Genomic DNA, 22,461 nt, shown 5'->3' on the forward strand with positions numbered 1-22,461 from the left:
ATGTCTTACTTGATTAAAGGCGGTATTATCGCAGAGCAAAACCGATATACACCTGTAGATATACTTGTTGAAGGAAACGTTATAAAAAAAATAGGTAAGATTGATAAGGCAGACCACATACTTGATGCAAGTGGCATGATTCTGTTTCCAGGCTTTATAGATGCACATACGCATTTAGATATGGATACTGGAATGGCCCATACAGCTGATGACTTTGAATCGGGCACAAAAGCAGCACTCATACAAGGGACAACAAGCATTATAGACTTTGCTACCCAAAATAAAGGTGAAACCCTTATAAATGCTTTAGAAAATTGGCGTCATAAAACAGATGAAAAGTGCAGTTGTGACTATGGTTTTCATATGGCTATTACAGAGTGGAATAATGAAATAAAAAGTGAGCTACTTACTATGCGAGAATCAGGCATTACATCTTTTAAACTGTATATGGCGTATGATGCTTTAAGATTAGATGATGGGGCTATTTATGAAATTCTAAAGAGTGCTAAAAACTTAGGAGGATTAGTGGGCGTACATTGTGAAAATGGAGATCTCATTAAGGCATATACAAAAATGCTACTTGAGCAAGAGCAAAGGACCCCTTTAGCACATCCCTTATCTAGGCCAGATATGATAGAAGCTGAAGCAATCAGTCGATTTTTAGATATTGCTTATATGGTAGATGTTCCAGTGCATATTGTACATTTGAGTACACAAAAAGGATTGGAATGTATAAGAAGAGCTAGAAAAAGGGGGCAAAGAGTTTATGTAGAAACATGTCCACAGTATCTACTTTTAGATGAAAAACTGTATCACTTAAAGCAGTTTGAAAGCGCCAAGTATGTATTATCACCACCTCTTAGAAGTAAACAAGATCAAGAAGCCTTATGGGAAGGTATTCAAGAAGGAGAAATCCAGACAATCAGTACAGATCATTGTGCTTTTAACTTTGAAAGTCAGAAAAAAATAGGGATTGATGATTTCACTCAAATTCCAAATGGTATACCTGGGATTGAACATAGGCCACAACTTATTTATAGCTATGGTGTAACAAAAGGACGTTTAAGTTTGCAGGAAATGGCATATTTACTCAGTACTCATGTAGCACAACTTTTTGGCATGTATCCTCAAAAAGGTACTTTAGCTGTAGGTAGCGATGCAGATATTGTTGTATGGAATCCGGGTTATAGGGGGGTGATTTCTGCTAAAACGCAGTTACAGCATGTAGATTATACACCATATGAAGGATTTAAAGTTATTGGCCGAGCCGAACACGTCTTCTTAAGAGGTATGCACGTGGTAGAAGAAGGTAGAATAGTTGAGGAAAAGAAAGGTCGCTATATTTTCAGAAAACCACCTTTAAATATGAAATAAAGCATAAGCAGCTGTTGAAAAAGAACACAGCTGCTTATTTTTTAGAAAATATAAAAAAATAGCAGGTAGCTGTATAAAATCAAGGGGTTAGGCCATACTTTAGAAAAAATATAAGGAGGTTAGTATGAATCAAGTTACTTTATTAGGCAATTTAACAAAGGATCCTGAACTAAAAAAATCTAAGGATACAGATGTTTCTTACACACAGTTTACTCTAGCAGTACATGAACGTACGAGTAGAAAAGAGAAGAAAACGTATTTTATCGAGGTTGTAGCTTTTCATAAGCAGGCTGTTTTAATTACTCGTAGTGTTACAAAAGGTCAACAGATCTTAGTGCAAGGCAAAATCGTAACAGATTCCTATATAAATAAAGAAGGTGAAAAGGTTTATACAACAAAAGTAGTACTAGAAGATTTTTCTCTTACAGGACGTAAGCCAGTACAGAAAGAAGCAAGTGAAGAAGCTGTTTCATAACTTTTTTAGAAGAGTATAAAGTAGAAGTTGCAGGAAATACTAACGGTAGTAAGCATTATTAAAAAGGAGATGAACAAATGAAAAAGTACGTATGTGTCATTTGTGGTTATATTCATGAAGGTGACATGCCACCGGATGAATGTCCAATTTGTAAAGCACCTGCTAGTAAATTTAACCTAATGGATGATCAGCTCACATGGGCAGATGAACATCGTATTGGCGTAGCAGATGGTGTAGATCCAGAAATTATTGAAGCCTTAAGAGCTAATTTCTTAGGTGAATGTAGTGAAGTAGGAATGTACTTAGCTATGAGTCGTCAAGCAGATAGAGAAGGCTACCCAGAGGTGGCAGAAGCTTATAAGCGTATTGCTTATGAGGAAGCAGACCATGCAGCTAAATTTGCAGAACTTTTAGGTGAAGTTGTTAAAGCAGATACCAAAGCAAACTTGCAAGTACGTGTAGATGCAGAGTTTGGTGCATGTGAGGGTAAGAAGAAACTTGCTACACTTGCTAAACAGCAAAACTTAGATGCTATTCATGATACCGTGCATGAAATGGCTAAAGATGAAGCAAGACATGGTTGTGCCTTTAAAGGCTTACTAGATAGGTATTTTAGCTAGGAGGACATAAGATGACAAAAGTACATTGTAGTGTAACAAATTGTTCTTATAATAATGATCGCGTATGCTATGCTCAGCGTGTGGCTATTGGTGGGCAAGGAGCAGTAGAAGATGAAGCAACTTGCTGCGGCACTTTTTTAAACCAAGATGTGTATAGTAACTTAGCAGAGCACACAGAATATAAATCCCCTTGTTTAAGTGTAACCTGCAGTGTTGCAACTTGCACCTATCATGCAGACCATCAATGTACACTTAATAGTATTGATGTAGATGGTTCAGGTCATGCTGCTATTTATATAGAAACATGCTGTTCAAGCTTTAAACCTCAATAAGTAATCCCCGAAAAGTTATTAAGATAATGGTAAACTTTTCGGGGATTTTTATATTTTATTCATAGATTGCGCGTAAGCTAGCATTAAAGCGCGGACTATTGAATATATATGAAGGGAAGTTATGTACAAATGAAAGATAAAATAACTTTGAAAGAAGCTTGTAGTATTCCTAATCTTTTATGCTATGTAAGAATATTACTTATCCCACTTTTTATATGGTGTTATATGACAGCAGTAAGACCCGAAGATTATTATAGAGCAGCAGGTATTATTATTGCATCTGGATTGACAGATTTTCTAGATGGCTTTATTGCAAGGAAATTTAATCAAGTTACAGAACTTGGCAAGGTTATTGATCCTATCGCAGATAAATTGACCCAAGCAGCTATTGCATTTGTGCTAGTGTTTCGATTTGAGTGGATGTGGATGTTACTTATAGTATTTGTTATTAAAGAAATTACAATGGCTATTAGCTGTCTGGTGCTTTTAAGAGAAGGTAAAAAGCTAGATGGTGCTCTGTGGTATGGTAAAGTGTGTACAGCAGTATTTTATTTTACCATGATTATTCTTATTGCCATTCCATCTCTAAACCTTACCAGTGTAAATATTTTTATAGCAGTGGCCACAATCATGCTTCTATTTGCCTTTTTAATGTATATGCTTATCTTTATTCATATGAAGAAACAGTAGTACATACTTGACAATTCATACAACTTATGTCATGATAAGGCACGACAATCGAAAACAGACAAGAATATAAGGTGCTTTTAAAAAGCTTAATAGGGAAAGTTAAAAGCTGCAGCCCCCGCTACTGTTGATAGGGACAAAGGTGAAAGATGCCACTGTAACAAAGTTATGGTAAGGCTCACCGGAGGATGAACTATTAGCCAGGAGACCTGCCTTATAGGATAAACGTATTCTTTCGGTGGGAAAGACGTATGGGTAAAATGAGGCACAAATCTGTACGTATATTTTCAGTTAGCAAGGAGGATACTTGCTAACTTTTTTTATTGTAGCCATTTATAAGGAGGTTTTTATGAGAAAGCCTAATTTAATGTTTCAAGGAACAGCATCTTCAGTAGGTAAGAGTGTACTTGTTGCAGGATTATGCCGTATTTTATACGAAGAAGGGCATAAGGTAGCACCTTTTAAATCTCAGAATATGAGTTTAAACTCTTTTATTACAGAAGATGGGAAGGAAATGGGAAGAGCTCAAGTTATGCAGGCAGAAGCTGCAGGTGTTAAGCCTTCTGTTTTGATGAATCCGGTACTTATTAAGCCCACAGGTGAAATGAAAGCACAATATATTATTGAGGGCGAAGTGTACAAGGATATGACAGCCATGGATTATCATCAGTTTAAACCTAAGCTCAAACATAAAGTCAAAGAAGTCTATGAAAAGCTTGAAGCTTCCTTTGATACGATTATTTTAGAAGGAGCAGGTAGTCCGGCAGAAATCAATTTAAGAGAAGGCGATATTGTTAATATGGGAATGGCAGAGCTAGTAGATGCACCAGTTATTCTTATTGGCGATATTGATCGAGGTGGAGTATTCGCATCATTAGCAGGAACCCTGTTACTTCTTTCAGAGGAAGAACGGGCGCGCGTTAAAGGTGTGGTTATCAATAAGTTCCGCGGAGATGTAGAGATTTTAAAACCAGGACTTAAAATGCTAGAGGATATTATTAAAATACCCGTATTAGGGGTGGTGCCATATTTTAAGCTAGCACTTGATGATGAAGATAGTGTAAGTGATATTTTTTATGCACAAAAAGCAAAAAATGAAAATGATTTAGTTATTAAAATCATTCGCCTGCCGTATATGTCTAACTTTACAGATTTTAATATTCTGTATTCATTAGATGGTGTCCATGTAAGTTATGCACATGCTAAAGAAGAATTAAAAGAAGCTGATCTTGTTATTATACCAGGTTCTAAAAATACCATTAAGGATCTTAATTATTTGAAACAGAATGGCTATGACGAATGCTTGCAGGAACTTAAAGAAGCAGGAGTGGCTATCTTTGGTATATGTGGAGGCTATCAGATGCTAGGACGTATGCTCTATAATCCGTATTATATTGAAAATAATATTGAGCATATGGAAGGACTTAATCTATTAGAAATCGATACACAGTTTGAATGTGAAAAGACAACAACACAAGTAAGTGGATGTATTGTAAATAAAACAGGTTTACTTAAAAACTGTAAAGATACTTATATAGAAGGCTATGAAATCCATATGGGACAGACTATTTGGCAAGGTGAAGGCGTGGTGCCTTTTGTAGAAATTCAGACTTGTTTAGGTGAGAAAGCTTCTAGAATAGAAGGTTATAAAGCAAGAGAGGCAGATGTTTATGGGACTTATATACATGGTATCTTTGATCAAGTGCATTTTACACTAGCTTTTCTTAAGGAATTGGCTCAAAAAAGAGGAAAAATGGAAGGGCCTATTAAAATTAGGAATGGTTACGAAGAGGATTATGCACGTTTTAAAGATCATGAGTACACCAAGCTTGCTAATATTTTAAGAGACCATCTTGACTTAGAAGCTATTAAACATATTTTATATGAAAATGAGTAGATAATGGAGGAAAAACATGAAGAAATTTTTAAAACAACTTACATTACTTGGCCTAGCAGGCGCTATGCTATTTGGGACAGTAGGATGTAGCCAACAACCAAAAGAAGTAACAGGAGAAGAAAGTGCGCAGGGACAAACTGAGCAGGTGGAAAAGGCTTTCCCCGTTACGATTACAGATTCTACAGGTACAGAAATTACTATGACACAAGCACCTGAACGTATTGTTTCTTTAGCACCAAGTACAACAGAGATTTTAGGTGCATTAGGAGTAACAGATAAACTAGTAGGAAGAACAAGATATTGTGATTTCCCAACAGAAGCTTTAGCAGCAGAAGAAGTAGGTGGGACTTCTGATCCTAATATTGAAACAATTGTAGCTTTAAATCCAGATTTAGTTGTAGCTTCTACGCATGTATCTGATGAAGTCATTAATAAATTAAGAGAAGTCAATATTCCAGTAGCTTTTTTAAATGAACAAGAGGACTTTGACGGCACATATTCTGCAATTGAGAATATTGGTCTTTTAGTAGGACGTTCTAAAGAGGCTGAAGCTGTTGTAAGTAAAATGAAAGCAACAGTTGAAAGCGTTGTAGAACGTATTAACAATTTAGATGAGGATGAAGTAAAACCTCGTGTTTATTATGCAGTATGGGCAGGAGATAGTGATTCAACAGCAGGCGGTGATACTTTCATCGGTCAGATGATTGAGCTTGCAGGTGGAGATAATATTGCTAAAGACGTAGAAGGTTGGAGTATTTCTAAAGAAAAAATTGTTGAAGGTGATCCAGATATGATTATTATACCTGCTGGAAAAGGGTTAAAAGAAACGCTTATGACAACAGATTTTTATAAAGATTTACGTGCTGTTCAGGAAGGGCATATTTATGAGATTGATGATGCTATGATTTCAAGACAAGGTCCACGTTTGGCACAAGCTTTTGAAGCTCTTGCTCAAATAATTCACCCTGAAACAAAGTAAGCAATGAAAAGGATAAGGGAGAATTATAAAGTAGGCAATATAGGTTTTCTATATTGCCTACTTATTATAAGTATTATTCTATTAGGTCTCTATTCCGTAACAATAGGTGTTTCCAAAATAGGGACCTTAGATGTTTTTAAAATTATAAGTCAGCAGCTTTTGGGATTTCCGAAGAATCTAGCAGTAGGTGAGGGCCAGATAACGGTTATTATGAACCTGCGTATTCCACGTATTTTAATGGCTCTTTTAACAGGGCTTAATTTAGCTGTAACAGGAGCTATTTATCAGGCACTTTTTAAAAATGATATGGCAGATCCCTTTATGTTGGGTATTTCCTCAGGGGCTTCATTAGGTGCTGGAATTGGGTTTATGTTAGGAGGGTTTACACCTTTTTATGCTTTTTTAGGTGCACTTGTAGCCAATGTACTTGTAGGCATGCTATCAGGGCTTAAAGGTAAAACTTCAACCATACGTCTTCTTTTATCAGGTATTGCTATTAATTACTTCTTTTCAGCAATTCTTTCCTTTATAAGGCTTTATTCAGATGATAAAAACCTTACCTTATTCTCATGGGGGATGGGTTCTTTAGCAAGTGCGTCTTATAAACGTGTCATTATTTTGGCCTGTGTAACTTTCCCAATTCTTTTTATTTTTCTTCTTCATCGAAAAGAGCTTAATCTTTTACTTATGGGTGAACAAGCTGCAAAGGCAATGGGGCTTGATGTAAATAGGCTAAGAAAAATATTTCTGATTTTAAGCAGTATCCTTATTGCTACAACAGTATGTTTTACAGGAACAATTGGTTTTGTAGGGCTTATTATTCCTCATATGGTGCGTTTACTATTTGGATCTAACTATTCTAAAACCCTTCCAATCAGTGGGTTTTTAGGTATGATTTTTGTCTTGCTATGTGATAATCTTTCAAGAAGTCTTCTTTCATCTTCTGAGATACCATTAGGCATTATTACATCTTTATTTGGAGCACCTTATTTTATGTATTTAATTTATAGAGAGCGCAAAAGGAGTCTAACATGATTAGAGTCGAGCATCTCCATTATACAATAGGAGAAAAACAGATTTTAAAGGATATTAACTTACAGTTTGAAAAGAATAAAATATATGGTATGATTGGCCCTAATGGTGCAGGTAAAAGTACACTGCTTAAACATATAATGCGTATTATTGAGCCGGCAAAACAGACTATTTTCTTTGAGGGACAGGATGTTATTAAAATTAGAACAAAAGATTATGCTAAAAAGTGTAGCTTCGTTTTTCAAGAAAATGCAAGAGACGTAGATTTTACAGTAGAAGAAATGATTGCTATGGGACGTTATCCTTATTTAGATTTATTAGGAAGTCAAAATAAAGAAGATCAAAATATCGTAGAACAGATTATAGAAGAGTTATCACTTTGCCCCTTTAAAGAACGCTCTATTATGAGCTTAAGTGGTGGAGAAGCGCAAAAAGTCTTTATAGGACGTGCACTCGCTCAAAAGACACCTCTTCTGCTCTTAGATGAACCCATTTCTATGTTAGATGTCCATAACAGTATAGAGCTTTTAAGTCGCTTACAGGCTATTAAAGAAAAGTATGGATTGACAGTTATAATGGTACTGCATGATTTGAATTTGGCTTTTCAGTATTGTGATCATATCGTTTTGCTTGAAAAAGGTGAAGTTGTACTGGCAGGAGAAAAAGAAAAGGTACTTAAGAGTGAAAAACTTCACGATGTTTATAAACATAAGTTGAAAATTATTGAAGATTTTCCGCATACTTATATTGTTCCTAAAATCGATTAAAAGTAAAGGAGGTATCATTATGCTATTTATTTTAGGTGGAGCACGCAGTGGTAAGAGTACTTATGCAGAACAGAAAGCACATGAGTTATCTGATAAAATGAGTGCCCATGTACTTTATATTGCAACAGCTATAGCTTTTGATGAAGATATGAAAGACCGCATTAAAAAGCATCAGGCAGCTAGACCTAACCATTGGCATACTATAGAACAGTTTAAGGATTTTAATTTACTTGAAGTAAAAGAAGACTTTAAACAAAGTTCTATTATCTTACTAGATTGTATGACTCTTATGGTGACTAATCTATTACTGCAGTATGAAGTGGACTTTGACCATGTCAAAAGAACAGTTATTGATGAAATTGAGCAAGATATTTTAAAAGAAGTTGAGGATTTATTAAGTATATGTAAGCAACATGGCAAAGAGCTTATTATTGTTTCAAATGAGGTAGGCTTAGGGGTAGTGCCAGCCTATCGTTTGGGTAATATCTTTAGAGATATTGCAGGGCGTATTAATCAACGTCTTGCAAAAGAAGCTGATGAAGTATTCTTCTTAGCTTCAGGGTTACCTTTAAAACTTAAATAAAAAATAAGGAATAGATTTAAATGCCCCCACATAAAGTAGGAAGAGGGAGGTGGGGGATTAAATGGCAGTACAAGTTAAAGAAATGACTTGTTATACGTGTAAACATTTTAAAGAGGGTTATTATAAATATTATACACATGATAATCGAATGGTGGAATGCTATAGAAGTGGTTGCCAAAAGCAGTTTAATTGCCCAAATCACAATATAGATTCAGAATGCATACATTGGGAATCAAGAAAAGGGGCTTTAGGATAAAGACTAAAGCCTTTTTTCTTTACATTTTATAGGACATCCTTATATAATAGAAACGAAAATAAGAAGTAACATGGTGATACAATGATAAAAATAGCAATTTGTGATGAGAATATTCAAGATAGGCAGACTTTAAAGTGCTATATTAAAAATTTTAATCAAAAATATGAGATACCTGCTCAGATATATGAATATGAAAGTGGGAAATCCTTTTTAGAACAGCTCAAAGAAGATCCTTATCATATTGTTTTTTTAGATGTAGATATGAAAGAGTGCTCAGGAATAGAATTGGCAAGGCAGGTTAGAGTATGTAATAGGCAGGCAACACTTATATTTGTAACACACACCACGGAGTATGCTTTAATGGGTTATAAAGTACATGTCTATGATTATCTTTTAAAACCACTTGATGCTGAAACTTTTAATCTAAATCTAAAAGATATTTATAAACATTTAGAAACACATTATTCAAAGAATAATATATACATTTTCCCTACAACTCAAGGGAGTGTTAAACTGGATCTTAGTCATATTCTTTATGTAGAAAGTAACCATCGTAAAACAACGATACACTTGGAAGATCATGATTACATCTGCCACTACAATATTAATAAATTAGAAGAAATGCTTGCTTTTGAGGGGTTTATACGTACCCACCGAAGTTTTATTGTAAATAGTAAAAAAGTAAAAGAAATTAAAAACTCTGAAGTCATTTTAGAAGATGGCACTTCAGTCTTTTTGAGTAAATATAAACAAAAGGCAGTAAGAGAAAGATTATCTAAGAGTTTAGAGATTAGAATGTAAGTAAAAGGGAAATGTCCAATTATGTTATATTTTTGTCCAGTTATGTTTAGAATCTTGAAGAAGATGGATAAGAATGATATATTCAAATTACGGATATCCAAACAAAAAGGGAAACAGCAGATTGTTGAACGGAAATTTTAAATTGCTATTTGAGTCCACAATGAACGTATAAAATAAGGGGTAAGCAGCTATAAGTTTATATTTATAGCTGTTTTTTATTTCGTTCTCTCCGTAAATATGATATACTACTAAAGTCAAAATGATTACATATAAGGAGTGTTGAAGATGGAAAAGTATACAACATCAGGTGTCTGTTCAAGTGAAATTTTATTTGAGGTAGAAGATAACATTGTTAAGGAAGTAACTTTTGTTAGAGGATGCCCTGGGAATACTTTAGGTGTAGCATCTTTAATCCAAGGGATGGAAGTACATGAAGCTATCAAAAGATTAAAAGGTATTGATTGCCGTGGTCGTGGTACTTCTTGTCCAGATCAACTTGCAAAAGCTTTAGAAGAATACATACAAGCATAAAAAGTAGATTTAGTCTACTTTTTTTATGTTTATAATATATATATAAGTGAGCTTAGATGTTTCGAAAGGATTAAGCATATGAAAATAATTATTCAAAAATTTGGAGGAACCTCCGTTGCAACAAGCGGGGCAAGAAAAGAAGTTTTAAATAAAATTATTGAGGCAAAAAGTCAAGGAGAGGCACCCGTGGTGGTGGTATCTGCTATGGGTAGAATGCCTTCACCTTATGCAACAGATACACTTCTTCAATTTGTCAAAGAAGAAGCAGGAGAGATAGAAGATAGGGAGTATGATCTTTTATTATCTTGTGGAGAAATTATATCAGCTGTTACTATTGCCACTATGCTTCAAAATGAAGGTTACCCTGCTGTAGCACTTACTGGAGGGCAAAGTGGTATTATTACAGATAATGCACATAAGAAAGCTGATTTGCTATATGGTAAAACAGAAGCTGTTAAACGTTATTTAGAAAAAGAGATTATTCCTGTTGTAGCAGGATTTCAAGGGATGACTATAGAGGGAGAGGTTACAACACTTGGGAGAGGTGGTAGCGATACAACAGCAGCTATGTTAGGTGGACTGTTAGAAGCTGATCGTATTGAAATTTTTACAGATGTAGATGGTATTATGACAGCTGACCCACGTGTATGTGAGCAAGCACATATTATTCCAGCTATTAGTTATAATGAGGTATTCCAAATGGCAGATAGTGGTGCTAAGGTTATTCATCCACGAGCTGTAGAGTATGCTATGCGTGCTAATATTCCTCTTGTTATTAAAAATACCTTCTCAAATGCAGAAGGTACGTATATTGTTCAAAGTGTAAAAGGGCTTACAAGCAGTGAAAAAGATACAAAAGTTATTACAGGTGTAGCACATCGATTAGGTCGTATACAGTTTACGATTATGGAAAATGATCAAGAAGAAAAAGATTTATTAGAATGTGTTGCAGAAGAGCAAATTAGCATAGACCTTATTAATATTTTCCCAACTTATAAAGTGTTTACCATTGATCAAGAAGATAAGGAAAAACTTGAAAGGCTCCTTCAAATGTATCATTATGAATATACGCTTCTTGAAGGATGCTGTAAAGTTACTGCTATTGGTGAACGTATGACAGGTGTACCAGGTGTTATGTCTCGTATTATGAAGGCTTTCCATAAAGCAGGTGTAGAAGTTCTCCAAACAGCAGATTCTCTTACAACTATTGGATGTCTTATAAGTGAAGTGCATGTTTCAAAAGCCATTACAGCACTTCATCAAGAATTTAATCTTTAATAGGTATAAGCCTCACTTTTTTTTGCATACTAAATTTAAAAGCAAATTAAAGTGAGGCTTAAAATGACTAATTTAAAACAATCTGTACAAAATAACGATAATCCTAATAAGGAAGAGGCACCAAAGAATCCAATGCCGTCAGAAAATGAAAAAAATAATCAAATTAAAGAGTTTGGACAAGTACCTGTAAATACAGAAGAAGGAAGTGGCATACATTGTATTACTATTATTGGCCAAGTAGAAGGTCATGTAAGTATGCCACCTCAAAATAAAACAACTAAATACGAACATATTATTCCGCAACTTGTAGCCTTATCAGATGATCCTAAAATTAAGGGCTTACTTGTTATCTTAAATACAGTAGGAGGGGACGTAGAAGCAGGACTAGCACTTGCAGAGCTTATTGCATCTTTTGAGAAACCTGTTGTATCCTTAGTATTAGGTGGTGCACATTCTATAGGTGTACCTATTGCTGTATCTAGTGACTATTCATTTATTACACCAAGTGCAACTATGACGATTCATCCTGTTAGAATGAATGGAACAGTATTAGGTGTCGTCCAAACTTTTGAATATTTTGATCAAATGCAAGAACGTATTGTAGAGTTTGTTTCAAGTAATTCAGGTATTTCCCCAGAACGTTTTAGAGAACTTATGTTAGATACAGGTAAACTTGCTAAAGATATGGGAACTATTCTTGTAGGTAAACAAGCTGTAGAAGAAAAAATTATTCATGAAGTAGGAGGGCTTAAGGAAGCACTTCATAAGCTTCATGAAATGATTCTAGCTAAAGAAGGTGAAGTATAGATGGCATACTATTCTATATTGCCTATTTACATGCCTGATGAGCAGGCACCAGAATATGAAATGCTTGATTATAACGGGCTACAAGTGCTAGCTTGTAAGACGGAAAATGGTTATATATTAGATAGAATTTATTCTAGTAATCCAAGTGATTTTCTGATTGATACCTTACAACCAGGAACTTTATTGCAAAATAATCTTATCAATAAAATTATTCGATGATATAATAATAGATGTATGCTTCATGCATACGTCTATTGTCTTTTAAAAAGCATTATCATGAGAACGATTGAGGTGAAATAATAAAGGGGTTTTCTACATATGAAAAAAAATACAACAAAAAATAAAAGTACAAAAAATAAGAAGACACAGACTAGAAGTAAAAAAACTTCTAAAATGGGAGTAGACCTAATAAGCGAAATGATTGGTATAAGCATGATTGGAATAAGCTTACTCATTCTTGTCAGCCTTTTTACGGATCAAGCAGGATTAGTAGGTACAGGTATTAAAACTTTATTTGTAGGTTGCTTTGGAATGGCAGGATATTTATTACCTTTTGCTATTATTATAATAGGGTACTATTACCTTAAAAATGCTATCAATGAGCTCTATAGATTTTTAGCGTATAGCATTCCGTTCCTATTAATCTTGATGAGTTTTGGTCATTTGCTGATATTTGGGAAAGATGAATTTTTTACTTTGTGGCGATTAGATTTTTTCAAAGAACCTTCATTTTTAAATGGTGGCCTAATAGGAGCCTTGGTAGGAGAATTACTTTTAACGCTACTAGGCTTATATGGAAGCTATATTATACTAGTTGTTTTAGCAGGTATATGGATTTTGGCAGTTACTAAATTTCCTATATTTGCATGGTTAAGTGACATAGGCATAAGGTTTTTAGAACACTTAAAAGAAGCTTTTGCGCAATTTAATAGTCAACGTAAGGAAAAAGTACATAGACCTAAAAAATTAGAAGTGGAAAGTATAAACCAAGAAAAACTTATTGCTAGGGAACTTCTTGAAGAAGTAGCTGTAACAAGTGAGCAAGTAGAAACATTCTATGAACATCCACCTATTGTTTTAGACGAACAAGTTCCTGTAGAAGTAGAGGCAGCTCAAGGTGCACAAGAAACACATACAAAAAATCAGCCTGTAGCAGCTGAAATGAATGTTTTTGAAGCAGAGGAAGAACTAGATGTAGCCATACATCAAGATGATACTTACATATTCCCTTCTATTCAATTACTTAAAAAAGGTGAAGGTAGTTCTCAAAAGACAAGCTCACGTGCTTCATTAAGCAATGCTAAAAAATTAGAAGATACACTTTTAAGCTTTGGTGTAGAAGCTAAGGTGACTCAAATTAATAAAGGGCCTACAGTAACCAGATATGAATTGCAACCTAAGCAAGGTGTTAAAGTAAGTAAAATTGTTAATTTAGCAGATGATATTGCTTTAAATTTAGCAGCGTCAGGTATTCGTATTGAAGCGCCTATTCCAGGAAAAGCTGCTGTAGGTATTGAAGTGCCTAATGATACAAGTGAAATGGTTTATTTAAGAGATGTGATTGAATCTGACCAATTTGCTGCATTTCCTTCTAAACTTGCTTTTGCATTAGGAAAAGATATTGCAGGTAAACCTATTGTAGCTGATATTGGAAAGATGCCACATATACTTATAGCTGGGGCAACTGGCTCAGGGAAAAGTGTTTGCATCAATACTTTGATTACAAGTATTTTATATAAAGCAAGTCCAAAAGAAGTTAAACTGATTATGATAGACCCTAAAGTAGTAGAATTAAATGTGTATAATGGTATTCCACATCTTATGATTCCAGTTGTAACAGATCCTAAAAAAGCAGCAGGAGCTCTATGCTGGGCTGTTAATGAAATGACGAAACGTTATCAGCTATTTGCTGATAATAATGTAAGAGATATGAAAGGTTATAATAATAAAGTAACCGATGAAAATCTTAAAATGCCAAGTATTATCATTATTATAGACGAGCTTGCAGACCTTATGATGACAGCTGCAAAAGAAGTAGAGGATGCAATTTGTCGTCTTGCTCAGATGGCAAGGGCAGCAGGGATTCACCTTGTTATTGCAACCCAAAGACCATCTGTAGATGTTATTACAGGGGTTATTAAGGCTAATATTCCATCAAGACTTGCTTTTGCTGTTTCTTCTGGTATTGACTCAAGAACCATTTTAGATTCAAATGGTGCAGAAAAACTACTTGGAAAAGGAGATATGCTTTTCTGTCCAATAGGGGAATCTAAACCTTTACGTATTCAAGGAGCCTTTGTTTCAGATCAGGAAGTAGAAGCTATTGTAGAAGCTGTTAAAATGAGTGGTGAAGTGCAATATGAAGAAACGGTCATGGAAAGTATCCATGCTCCGGCCATTGCCATTGAGGGTGATGGTGAAGATGAATTATTAACACAAGCGATTCAATTAGCAAGTGGCAAAGAGAAACTCTCTATATCTATGTTACAAAGATATTTTAGAATAGGCTTTAATAGAGCATCAAGACTAATGGAAATGTTGGAAGCAAGGGGCATTGTAGGTCCTGATGAAGGGAGTAAACCACGTAAAGTATTACAACAAAATCAACTTAGTAAGGGAGAAGAACTATGATTAAGTCAGACATCCAAATTGCACAAGAGGCAAAAATGTTACCTATTATGGAGGTAGCTAAAAAGGCAGGAATACCTGAAGAGAGCGTAGAGCTCTATGGTAATTACAAAGCAAAATTAACACATGAACTTTTTGAAACAGTTAAAGATAAAAAAAATGGTAAACTTGTTCTTGTAACAGCAACTAACCCAACACCAGCAGGTGAAGGAAAAACAACTATTACTGTAGGACTTGGACAAGCACTTTGTAAACTTGGACAAAATGCTATTATTGCACTTCGCGAGCCTTCTTTAGGACCATGTATGGGGATTAAAGGTGGTGCAGCTGGTGGTGGCTATGCACAAGTTGTTCCAATGGAAGATATTAACCTACACTTTACAGGTGATATTCATGCTATTGGAGTAGCGAACAACCTTTTAGCTTCTATGATTGATAATCATATTCATCAAGGTAATGCACTTAATATTGATGCTAGAACATTAACATGGAAACGTTGTGTAGACCTTAATGACCGCGCGCTTCGTGATATTGTAGTAGGACTTGGTGGGGTGCTTAATGGTGTGCCAAGAGAAGATGGTTTTATGATTACAGTTGCATCTGAAATTATGGCCATTTTATGTTTAGCAACTGATCTTGTAGATTTAAAAGAAAGAATTGGAAATATTATTGTTGGTTATACTTATGAAGGAAATCCTGTGACAGCAAGAGATTTAAATGCTCAAGGTGCTATGGCAGCTATGCTTAAAGACGCTATTAAGCCAAACCTTGTTCAAACGCTTGAAAATACACCAGTTGTAATGCATGGTGGGCCATTTGCTAATATTGCACATGGTTGCAACAGTGTACGAGCTACTAACCTAGCACTTAAACTTGGAGATGTAGTTGTAACAGAAGCTGGATTTGGAGCAGATCTTGGTGCTGAAAAATTCTTTGATATTAAATGCCGTAAAGCAGGTTTAAAGCCAGACGCAGTTGTTCTTGTAACAACAATCCGTGCACTTAAATACAACGGTGGTGTAGCAAAAGAAGACTTAAAAGAAGAAAATGTAGAAGCCCTTACAAAAGGTATTGCAAATCTTCAAAAACACATCGAGAACGTACATAAATTCGGTGTGCCAGTTATTGTAACACTTAATCAGTTCATTACAGATACAGATGCAGAGATTGCTTATGTAAAAGAAAGCTGTGAAGCATTAGGATGTGATTTTGCACCTGCTACAGTATGGGAGCATGGCGGTGAAGGCGGCCTTCAGCTTGCTGAAAAAGTAATGGATGTTTTAGAAAATAAAACAAGTAATTTCCATTATCTCTATGAAGATGAACTTAGCATTGAAGAAAAAATCCGCACAATTGCAACTGAAATTTATGGTGCAGCAAATATTCATATCGAACCAAATGCTAAAAAAGCTATTGCTAAAATTAATAGTTTAGGACTTAGCCATTTACCAGTATGTATGGCTAAAAACCAATACTCTCTTTCTGATGATCCAAAAGCTTTAGGTAGACCAGAGGGCTTTACAACAACAATAAGAGAAATTAGAATATCAGCAGGAGCAGGATTTATTGTAGCCCTTACAGGCAGTGTTATGACTATGCCAGGTCTACCTAAAAAACCTGCAGCGGAAGCTATTGATATTGATGCAAAAGGCACAATTACAGGCTTATTCTAATAAAGAAAAGGGGAGAGTATATGCAAACTAAAATTATTGATGGAGCAATGATCGCATCTGAAATTAAAGAGGATCTTAAAAAGCAAGTAGAAGACCTTAAAGAAAAGGGACTTACACCTGGACTTGCAGTTGTCTTAGTTGGAGATAATAGTGCTTCAAAAGTTTATGTAGGTAATAAGAAAAAAGCTTGTGAATACGTAGGGATTAAATCTTTTTCATATGAACTCCCTGAAAATACAAGCGAAGATAGTTTGCTTGAACTCATAGATACTTTAAATCAAGATGAAAAAGTTCATGGCATTCTTGTTCAAATGCCACTTCCAAGACATATGGATGAGCAAAAAGTTATTAAAGCCATTGCACCTCATAAAGACGTTGATGGTTTCCATATAGAAAATGCTGGAGCGCTTTTAGTAGGTGCTCCAGGTTTTATAAGCTGTACACCAGCAGGAATTATAGAACTTTTAAGACGTTATGAGGTAGTTTTAGAAGGTAAAAAGTGTGTTGTAGTAGGAAGAAGTAATATCGTTGGTAAACCAATTAGTTTGCTTTTATTACGAGAAAATGCTACAGTAACTATATGTCATTCAAAGACGACAAATCTAGAAGAAGAAATTAAACAAGCTGATGTGGTTGTAGTTGCAGTTGGAAAAGCAAAATTTGTTAAAGGACATATGCTTAAAGAGGGAGCCGTTGTCATAGATGTTGGAATGAACAGAGATGAAAATGGCAAACTTTGTGGAGATGTAGATTTTGATTCTGCTCAAGGTATAGCGAGTCTGATTACACCAGTACCTAAAGGTGTAGGGCCTATGACCATTGCTATGCTGATGTACAACTGTGTACTTGCAGCAACACATTAGGAAGGAGAATTATTTTGACAAATACAATAGCCTTTGTATCCTTAGGATGTGACAAAAACTTAGTAGACAGCGAACATATGTTAGGCCTTTTACATGAAGCAGGCTTTACACTTATAGGAGATGAATCTGAGGCAGAGGTTCTCGTAGTAAACACATGCTGTTTTATTGAAGATGCTAAAAGAGAAAGTATTGAGCAGATTTTAGAAGTTGCTAAATATAAAGAAATTGGTAAGTGTAAAGCACTTATTGTAACAGGATGTATGGCGCAACGCTATAAAGAAGAGATTTTAGAAGAGATGCCAGAAGTAGATGCTGTAGTTGGAACAACTTCTTATGATAAAATTGTAGAAACAGTAACAGAAGCTTTAGAAGCTAAAGGCGTGAGAGTTTCTAAATTTGATACCATTGACCGTGAGCACTTAGAAAATATGCCTCGTATCTTAACAACAGCAGGATACTTCGCTTATATGAAAATAGCAGAAGGCTGCGATAACAAATGTACTTATTGTATCATTCCATCATTACGTGGTAAATATAGAAGTAGACCAATTGAACAGCTTAAAAAAGAAGCTGAAAAATTAGCAAAAGATGGTGTAAGTGAACTTATTTTAGTTGCACAGGATACAACATTATATGGAACAGACCTTGAAGGTGATATTACACTTGTTACTCTGTTAAGAGAGCTCTCAAGTGTAGAAGGTATTGAGTGGATTCGTATTCTTTATTGCTATCCAGAAAATATTACTGATGAACTTATTGAAGAAATTAAGACAAATGATAAAGTATGTAAGTATTTAGATATTCCAATTCAACATGCGGCAGACCCAGTTCTTAAACGCATGGCAAGAAAGAGTACACATGCTGAACTTATTGAAAAAATGAATAAATTAAGAGCTGAAGTACCAGGTATTGCAATTCGTACAACACTTATTGTAGGATTCCCAGGTGAGACAGAAGAGGACTTTGAAGTACTTTGCAACTTTGTAAAAGAAATGCGTTTTGATCGTTTAGGTGTATTTACTTATTCACAAGAAGAAGGTACACCTGCAGCAAGACTTAAAGATCAAATTGATGAAGAAGTTAAAATGCAGCGTAAAGAAATTATTATGAGCATGCAACATGATATTTCAGAAGTCTTAACACATGAGAAAATTGGTCGTACAATGCGTGTACTTATTGAAGGTAAACTTGCAAATGAACCAGTTTATCTTGCACGTACTTACCAAGATGCACCAGATATCGATGGACAAGTATTTGTTCAATATGAAGGTGAATTAATTTCAGGTGATTATGTAGATGTTAAAATTACAGGTGCAAGCGACTATGACCTTATAGGTGAATTAGTATAAGCGCTATTTAGGAAATGGGGATATAAGGTATGAATATTGCTAATCAATTAACTGTAGGGAGAGTTCTTCTAGTATTTGTATTTATGGGTATTATATGGAATCCGTGGCTTCCTTTAGAAACAACACTATGGATTGCACTTGCTATTTTTGTTATTGCAAGTTTGACAGATTTTTTAGATGGTTATTTAGCTAGAAAATATAAATTGGTTACAAATCTAGGAAAGTTTATGGATCCTTTAGCAGACAAAATGCTTGTAACAGCAGCAATGATTGCACTTGTAGATTTATCACATGTATTACCTGCAGGTGTTTTACCAGCATGGATTGTTGTTGTTATTTTATTAAGAGAGTTTGCTGTATCAGGTATAAGACTTTTAGCAGCGAATAATCAGGTTGTTATTGCAGCCAATCCACTAGGTAAATGGAAGACAACTATACAAATGCTCATGATTATTGTTTATTTAACACCTGTTTCACATATAGTATGGCAATATTTAGGGCTAATTCTTGCTTATGTTGCATTAGTTTTAACTATTATTTCAGGCATTCAATATCTATGGCAGAATAAGCAAGTTTTCAAAGAGCAATAATAAGAAGAACCTATTTTAGAATCCAGGCATTAGCCTGGATTTTTTTACAAAAATATAAGTTGCAATTCTAGAACAATCTTGCTATTATATAAAAGTTACTGATTTATAAGGAGGTTACTATGCATTATCATACAATCATTATTGGTGCGGGTCCAGCAGGACTATTTGCTGCACAGGAGCTAGGGAAACAGAATCAAAAAGTACTTGTTCTTGAGAAGAATCAAGAAGCAGGCAGAAAATTGCTTGTTTCAGGAGGTGCACAGTGCAACTTTACACATAGTGGCTCAGTTACAGATTTCTTTGATCGTTATGGTGAGCATGGTAAATTTATTAAAAAAGCTTTATTGACTTTTACTAATGAAGATACTATTCACTTCTTTGAAAATGAAGGTGTTGCAACCTATGTAAGAGAAGAAAATAATAAGGTTTTTCCTAAAAGTCATAAAAGTGCAGATATAAGAGGTGCTTTGCTTCAATCATGTAAAAAGCATAATGTTTTAATTAAATATAATCAAACAGTTAAAATGATTAAAGTGTATGATGGTATTTTTACTCTAGAAACAGAGGCCGGAGATCGCTACTTTAGTGATAATGTGATTATTGCTACTGGAGGCAAATCTTTTCCTCATCTCGGTTGTACAGGAGATGGTTATGTTCTAGCAAGTAGTTTTGGACATACTATTGTGGAACCTAGACCAGCATTAACCTATGTAACGACACATGAAAGAAACTTTTGTGAGTTATCAGGGATATCCTTTAAAAATGCTCAAATTACATTATGGCATGAGAAAAAGAAGATTACAGAACGTATAGGAAGCTTACTCTTTACACATAAGGGCCTATCAGGTCCGGTTATTCTTGATGCCACTAGATGGATTGTACCAGGTGATCAAATTACTGTTAATTATCTTTATCCTTTAAGCTACGAAGAAGCTAGAAAGCGTTTTGCTGAGGAAATTCCAGTACGTGGTAAGGAATCTGTTGTAAATTATCTTAAAAATTATAATTTACCAAGAAGTTTTTGTGAAGTTGTTTGTGAGTCTATAGGGGTGTTACCTGAACAAAGTTGTGCACGTCTTTCAAAGAAAGAGAGAGAAGATTTAGTTTCAAAACTTACTAAATGTGAATTTAATTTATCAGGGACAGGTGGTATGAACTCAGCTATGGTTACAGCAGGTGGTATTACTCTTAAAGAAGTTAATCCTACAACTATGGAAAGTCGTAAACAAAAAGGCCTTTATTTTGCTGGAGAAGTACTAGATATTGATGGAGATACAGGTGGTTATAATATACAGGCTGCTTTTTCTATGGGGTATTTATGTGCCAAAAGTATTACAAAAAATAAGAAGTAATGATAAAAAATCATTACTTCTTATTTTTTTATCTTTTTTTAAAAAATAGCTTGCTATATATTTCTACATAAAGTATAATTGTATACAATTATACCGAAAGAGGAGAATGACAGATGAAAAACAAATTAGGATTATCAAGTAAAATTTTTATCGGCCTAATATTAGGGGTATTTTTAGGAATGGTTATTCAATTTATGCAGTTAAATGCACTACTTACATATATCATTCAACCTACAGGTACTATATTCTTAAATTTAATGAAAATGGTTATTGTACCACTTATTTTATGTACATTAGTATCTAGTATGACCCATGTAGGAGATATGAACAGACTAGGCGTTATAGGTAAAAAGACATTGCTCTATTATATGGGGACGACATTAATGGCGGCATTTATTGGAATGAGTTTAGCACTCTTTATTAAACCAGGTATGGGGATTACGCTTGAAATAGGACAAGCCAATATTCCAGAAGCTACACCTTTAATGCAAATGCTAGTAGATATTGTACCAACAAATCCTTTTAAAGCTTTAGTAGAAGGTAATACACTTCAAGTTATTATTTTTGGTGCCTTTACGGGGATAGCTATTAATAGTTTAGGAAATAAAGCTCAATATGCAAAAGCGGTTTTTAATGATTTTGCAGATGTAATGTATAAAATTGTAGAAATGATTATGAAAATAACACCTATTGCAGTATGTGCTTTAATTGCAGATGTTGTAGCAACAAATGGATGGGGAATTCTTATTTCACTTATCAAACTTATTGTTGTGATTCTTGTAGCAAGTCTTATTCAATGTCTAGTGGTTTATGTAGGAAGTGCAAAAATATTTGCAGGTATGAATCCTATGCAATTTATTAAGAGTGTACTACCAGCTCAAATGATTTCCTTCTCTACAGCAAGTAGTGCTGCAGCTTTACCAGTATCACTTAAATGCGCTAAAGAAAATTTAGGTATTAAACAAGAAATTGCTCAATTTGTACTTAATATTGGTTCTACAATTAATATGGATGGCGGTGCTATTTATCAATCAGCATGTGCTGTATTTATTGCTCAACTTTATGGTATTGAACTTTCGTTCACACAGCTTATTATTTTACTTATTACAGCTTCGCTTGCTTCTGTAGGGGCTGCTGCTATTCCAGGAACAGTTATTGTCATGATGACAATGGTACTTACTTCTATTGGCTTACCATTAGAAGCCATTGCTTTAATTGCTGGGGTGGATCGTATCTTAGATATGATTACAACTTCTGTTAATGTAACAGGTGATTTATCAGCTTGCGTATTCGTTTCGAGTTGTGATGCACAAGTAACAGAAGAGAATTACTTAAGTGGTGCTTTAGAAATAGAATAAAAGGTTAAAAAGGATAATGCTACATTTTTAGTAGGCACGGTAAAAGAAAACCGTGTCTATTTTTTGTTGTTATTTTACTCTTTTTATAGAATAGTTTTCTAACCAATTTTGAGTCAGTGATTTATATTCAGCTTATAACTACGAGGTGATTCTTATTTAAGTGAGCTATGGAAACTCTCTATAGATCTATTACCTAAAAAATTTTTAACAAATTTGATATTCTTTCTAT

23 protein-coding genes and 1 riboswitch are annotated in these 22,461 nt (G+C 34.6%); all 23 genes read left to right on the forward strand.

The genetic code is table 11. The features are described 5' to 3' along the window. Entirely contained in the window at positions 1 to 1,374 is a 1,374-nt protein-coding gene (gene hydA / locus ACLTBU_RS15495) for a dihydropyrimidinase (RefSeq protein ID WP_412219837.1), read from the forward strand. Positions 1,375 to 1,498: 124 nt separating this feature from the next. Next, entirely contained in the window at positions 1,499 to 1,849 is a 351-nt protein-coding gene (locus tag ACLTBU_RS15500; protein ID WP_177672104.1) for a single-stranded DNA-binding protein, read from the forward strand. Between the two features lie 77 nt (positions 1,850 to 1,926). After that, positions 1,927 to 2,469 carry an NADH peroxidase gene (locus ACLTBU_RS15505; RefSeq protein ID WP_177672103.1) on the forward strand — a complete coding sequence of 181 codons (543 nt, stop codon included), beginning with the start codon at positions 1,927 to 1,929 and terminating at the stop codon, positions 2,467 to 2,469. An 11-nt stretch (positions 2,470 to 2,480) separates the two neighbouring features. Continuing rightward, a complete protein-coding gene (locus tag ACLTBU_RS15510; protein ID WP_177672102.1) occupies positions 2,481 to 2,801 on the forward strand; it encodes a DUF1540 domain-containing protein in 321 nt (106 codons plus the stop codon). A 129-nt stretch (positions 2,802 to 2,930) separates the two neighbouring features. Next, positions 2,931 to 3,491 carry a CDP-alcohol phosphatidyltransferase family protein gene (locus ACLTBU_RS15515; protein ID WP_177672101.1) on the forward strand — a complete coding sequence of 187 codons (561 nt, stop codon included), beginning with the start codon at positions 2,931 to 2,933 and terminating at the stop codon, positions 3,489 to 3,491. 52 nt (positions 3,492 to 3,543) lie between these two features. Then, a riboswitch (cobalamin riboswitch) is annotated at positions 3,544 to 3,720 on the forward strand. A 117-nt stretch (positions 3,721 to 3,837) separates the two neighbouring features. Then, positions 3,838 to 5,385 (forward strand): cobyric acid synthase, encoded by a 1,548-nt coding sequence (locus ACLTBU_RS15520; protein ID WP_412219840.1) that lies wholly within the window; start codon positions 3,838 to 3,840, stop codon positions 5,383 to 5,385. A gap of 16 nt (positions 5,386 to 5,401) precedes the next feature. Further along, positions 5,402 to 6,364, forward strand: a complete 963-nt coding sequence (locus ACLTBU_RS15525) for an ABC transporter substrate-binding protein (RefSeq protein WP_412219841.1) — start codon at positions 5,402 to 5,404, stop codon at positions 6,362 to 6,364. A gap of 3 nt (positions 6,365 to 6,367) precedes the next feature. Continuing rightward, entirely contained in the window at positions 6,368 to 7,399 is a 1,032-nt protein-coding gene (locus tag ACLTBU_RS15530; RefSeq protein WP_177672099.1) for a FecCD family ABC transporter permease, read from the forward strand. Continuing rightward, positions 7,396 to 8,163 (forward strand): ABC transporter ATP-binding protein, encoded by a 768-nt coding sequence (locus tag ACLTBU_RS15535; protein ID WP_177672098.1) that lies wholly within the window; start codon positions 7,396 to 7,398, stop codon positions 8,161 to 8,163. Before ACLTBU_RS15530 ends, ACLTBU_RS15535 begins: the two co-directional genes overlap by 4 nt. 19 nt (positions 8,164 to 8,182) lie before the next feature. Continuing rightward, positions 8,183 to 8,746, forward strand: coding sequence for a bifunctional adenosylcobinamide kinase/adenosylcobinamide-phosphate guanylyltransferase (gene cobU / locus ACLTBU_RS15540; RefSeq protein ID WP_249333579.1), 564 nt, complete (start codon positions 8,183 to 8,185; stop codon positions 8,744 to 8,746). 61 nt (positions 8,747 to 8,807) lie between these two features. After that, positions 8,808 to 9,002 (forward strand): hypothetical protein, encoded by a 195-nt coding sequence (locus tag ACLTBU_RS15545; RefSeq protein WP_177672096.1) that lies wholly within the window; start codon positions 8,808 to 8,810, stop codon positions 9,000 to 9,002. 81 nt (positions 9,003 to 9,083) lie between these two features. Beyond that, positions 9,084 to 9,803, forward strand: a complete 720-nt coding sequence (locus ACLTBU_RS15550; RefSeq protein WP_177672095.1) for a LytR/AlgR family response regulator transcription factor — start codon at positions 9,084 to 9,086, stop codon at positions 9,801 to 9,803. A gap of 285 nt (positions 9,804 to 10,088) precedes the next feature. Then, on the forward strand, positions 10,089 to 10,334 hold the full coding sequence (locus ACLTBU_RS15555) for a TIGR03905 family TSCPD domain-containing protein (RefSeq protein WP_249333580.1): 246 nt from the start codon (positions 10,089 to 10,091) through the stop codon (positions 10,332 to 10,334). Between the two features lie 78 nt (positions 10,335 to 10,412). Further along, positions 10,413 to 11,612: an aspartate kinase gene (gene dapG / locus ACLTBU_RS15560; RefSeq protein ID WP_177672093.1), complete on the forward strand. Its 1,200-nt coding sequence runs from the start codon at positions 10,413 to 10,415 to the stop codon at positions 11,610 to 11,612. 63 nt (positions 11,613 to 11,675) lie between these two features. Continuing rightward, on the forward strand, positions 11,676 to 12,419 hold the full coding sequence (locus ACLTBU_RS15565) for an ATP-dependent Clp protease proteolytic subunit (protein WP_330597744.1): 744 nt from the start codon (positions 11,676 to 11,678) through the stop codon (positions 12,417 to 12,419). Beyond that, a complete protein-coding gene (locus ACLTBU_RS15570; RefSeq protein ID WP_249333581.1) occupies positions 12,420 to 12,638 on the forward strand; it encodes a YlzJ-like family protein in 219 nt (72 codons plus the stop codon). It begins immediately after the preceding gene. A gap of 99 nt (positions 12,639 to 12,737) precedes the next feature. Then, positions 12,738 to 15,050 carry an FtsK/SpoIIIE family DNA translocase gene (locus ACLTBU_RS15575; protein WP_177672090.1) on the forward strand — a complete coding sequence of 771 codons (2,313 nt, stop codon included), beginning with the start codon at positions 12,738 to 12,740 and terminating at the stop codon, positions 15,048 to 15,050. Then, the gene (locus ACLTBU_RS15580) at positions 15,050 to 16,720 is read left to right on the forward strand and encodes a formate--tetrahydrofolate ligase (protein ID WP_177672303.1); all 1,671 of its coding nucleotides are present in this window, start codon (positions 15,050 to 15,052) and stop codon (positions 16,718 to 16,720) included. The genes ACLTBU_RS15575 and ACLTBU_RS15580 overlap by 1 nt, the downstream gene beginning before the upstream one ends. Before the next feature lie 20 nt (positions 16,721 to 16,740). After that, a complete protein-coding gene (gene folD, locus ACLTBU_RS15585) occupies positions 16,741 to 17,583 on the forward strand; it encodes a bifunctional methylenetetrahydrofolate dehydrogenase/methenyltetrahydrofolate cyclohydrolase FolD (protein WP_177672089.1) in 843 nt (280 codons plus the stop codon). A gap of 14 nt (positions 17,584 to 17,597) precedes the next feature. Continuing rightward, positions 17,598 to 18,932: a 30S ribosomal protein S12 methylthiotransferase RimO gene (rimO, locus tag ACLTBU_RS15590; protein WP_283246246.1), complete on the forward strand. Its 1,335-nt coding sequence runs from the start codon at positions 17,598 to 17,600 to the stop codon at positions 18,930 to 18,932. A 29-nt stretch (positions 18,933 to 18,961) separates the two neighbouring features. Then, positions 18,962 to 19,522 carry a CDP-diacylglycerol--glycerol-3-phosphate 3-phosphatidyltransferase gene (gene pgsA / locus ACLTBU_RS15595; protein WP_177672087.1) on the forward strand — a complete coding sequence of 187 codons (561 nt, stop codon included), beginning with the start codon at positions 18,962 to 18,964 and terminating at the stop codon, positions 19,520 to 19,522. A 119-nt stretch (positions 19,523 to 19,641) separates the two neighbouring features. Next, positions 19,642 to 20,874: an NAD(P)/FAD-dependent oxidoreductase gene (locus ACLTBU_RS15600; RefSeq protein WP_412219846.1), complete on the forward strand. Its 1,233-nt coding sequence runs from the start codon at positions 19,642 to 19,644 to the stop codon at positions 20,872 to 20,874. A gap of 113 nt (positions 20,875 to 20,987) precedes the next feature. Further along, the gene (locus ACLTBU_RS15605; RefSeq protein ID WP_249333584.1) at positions 20,988 to 22,232 is read left to right on the forward strand and encodes a dicarboxylate/amino acid:cation symporter; all 1,245 of its coding nucleotides are present in this window, start codon (positions 20,988 to 20,990) and stop codon (positions 22,230 to 22,232) included. Positions 22,233 to 22,461 lie beyond the last annotated feature (229 nt).

Origin of the sequence: Zhenhengia sp. (assembly GCF_046966505.1) — a bacterium.
Classification (GTDB): Bacteria; Bacillota; Clostridia; order Lachnospirales; family Cellulosilyticaceae; genus Zhenhengia; species Zhenhengia yiwuensis.

Excerpts from the sequence above, each read along its gene's own strand:
- hydA (WP_412219837.1), top strand. The coding sequence starts at position 1 with ATGTCTTACTTGATTAAAGGCGGTATTATCGCAGAGCAAAACCGATAT.
- cobU (WP_249333579.1), top strand. The coding sequence starts at position 8,183 with ATGCTATTTATTTTAGGTGGAGCACGCAGTGGTAAGAGTACTTATGCA.
- ACLTBU_RS15535 (WP_177672098.1), top strand. The coding sequence starts at position 7,396 with ATGATTAGAGTCGAGCATCTCCATTATACAATAGGAGAAAAACAGATT.
- ACLTBU_RS15565 (WP_330597744.1), top strand. The coding sequence starts at position 11,676 with ATGACTAATTTAAAACAATCTGTACAAAATAACGATAATCCTAATAAG.
- folD (WP_177672089.1), top strand. The coding sequence starts at position 16,741 with ATGCAAACTAAAATTATTGATGGAGCAATGATCGCATCTGAAATTAAA.
- ACLTBU_RS15550 (WP_177672095.1), top strand. The coding sequence starts at position 9,084 with ATGATAAAAATAGCAATTTGTGATGAGAATATTCAAGATAGGCAGACT.
- ACLTBU_RS15525 (WP_412219841.1), top strand. The coding sequence starts at position 5,402 with ATGAAGAAATTTTTAAAACAACTTACATTACTTGGCCTAGCAGGCGCT.
- ACLTBU_RS15520 (WP_412219840.1), top strand. The coding sequence starts at position 3,838 with ATGAGAAAGCCTAATTTAATGTTTCAAGGAACAGCATCTTCAGTAGGT.
- pgsA (WP_177672087.1), top strand. The coding sequence starts at position 18,962 with ATGAATATTGCTAATCAATTAACTGTAGGGAGAGTTCTTCTAGTATTT.
- ACLTBU_RS15500 (WP_177672104.1), top strand. The coding sequence starts at position 1,499 with ATGAATCAAGTTACTTTATTAGGCAATTTAACAAAGGATCCTGAACTA.
- ACLTBU_RS15555 (WP_249333580.1), top strand. The coding sequence starts at position 10,089 with ATGGAAAAGTATACAACATCAGGTGTCTGTTCAAGTGAAATTTTATTT.
- ACLTBU_RS15510 (WP_177672102.1), top strand. The coding sequence starts at position 2,481 with ATGACAAAAGTACATTGTAGTGTAACAAATTGTTCTTATAATAATGAT.
- ACLTBU_RS15545 (WP_177672096.1), top strand. The coding sequence starts at position 8,808 with ATGGCAGTACAAGTTAAAGAAATGACTTGTTATACGTGTAAACATTTT.
- ACLTBU_RS15515 (WP_177672101.1), top strand. The coding sequence starts at position 2,931 with ATGAAAGATAAAATAACTTTGAAAGAAGCTTGTAGTATTCCTAATCTT.
- ACLTBU_RS15600 (WP_412219846.1), top strand. The coding sequence starts at position 19,642 with ATGCATTATCATACAATCATTATTGGTGCGGGTCCAGCAGGACTATTT.
- dapG (WP_177672093.1), top strand. The coding sequence starts at position 10,413 with ATGAAAATAATTATTCAAAAATTTGGAGGAACCTCCGTTGCAACAAGC.
- ACLTBU_RS15530 (WP_177672099.1), top strand. The coding sequence starts at position 6,368 with ATGAAAAGGATAAGGGAGAATTATAAAGTAGGCAATATAGGTTTTCTA.
- ACLTBU_RS15575 (WP_177672090.1), top strand. The coding sequence starts at position 12,738 with ATGAAAAAAAATACAACAAAAAATAAAAGTACAAAAAATAAGAAGACA.
- ACLTBU_RS15570 (WP_249333581.1), top strand. The coding sequence starts at position 12,420 with ATGGCATACTATTCTATATTGCCTATTTACATGCCTGATGAGCAGGCA.
- ACLTBU_RS15505 (WP_177672103.1), top strand. The coding sequence starts at position 1,927 with ATGAAAAAGTACGTATGTGTCATTTGTGGTTATATTCATGAAGGTGAC.
- ACLTBU_RS15605 (WP_249333584.1), top strand. The coding sequence starts at position 20,988 with ATGAAAAACAAATTAGGATTATCAAGTAAAATTTTTATCGGCCTAATA.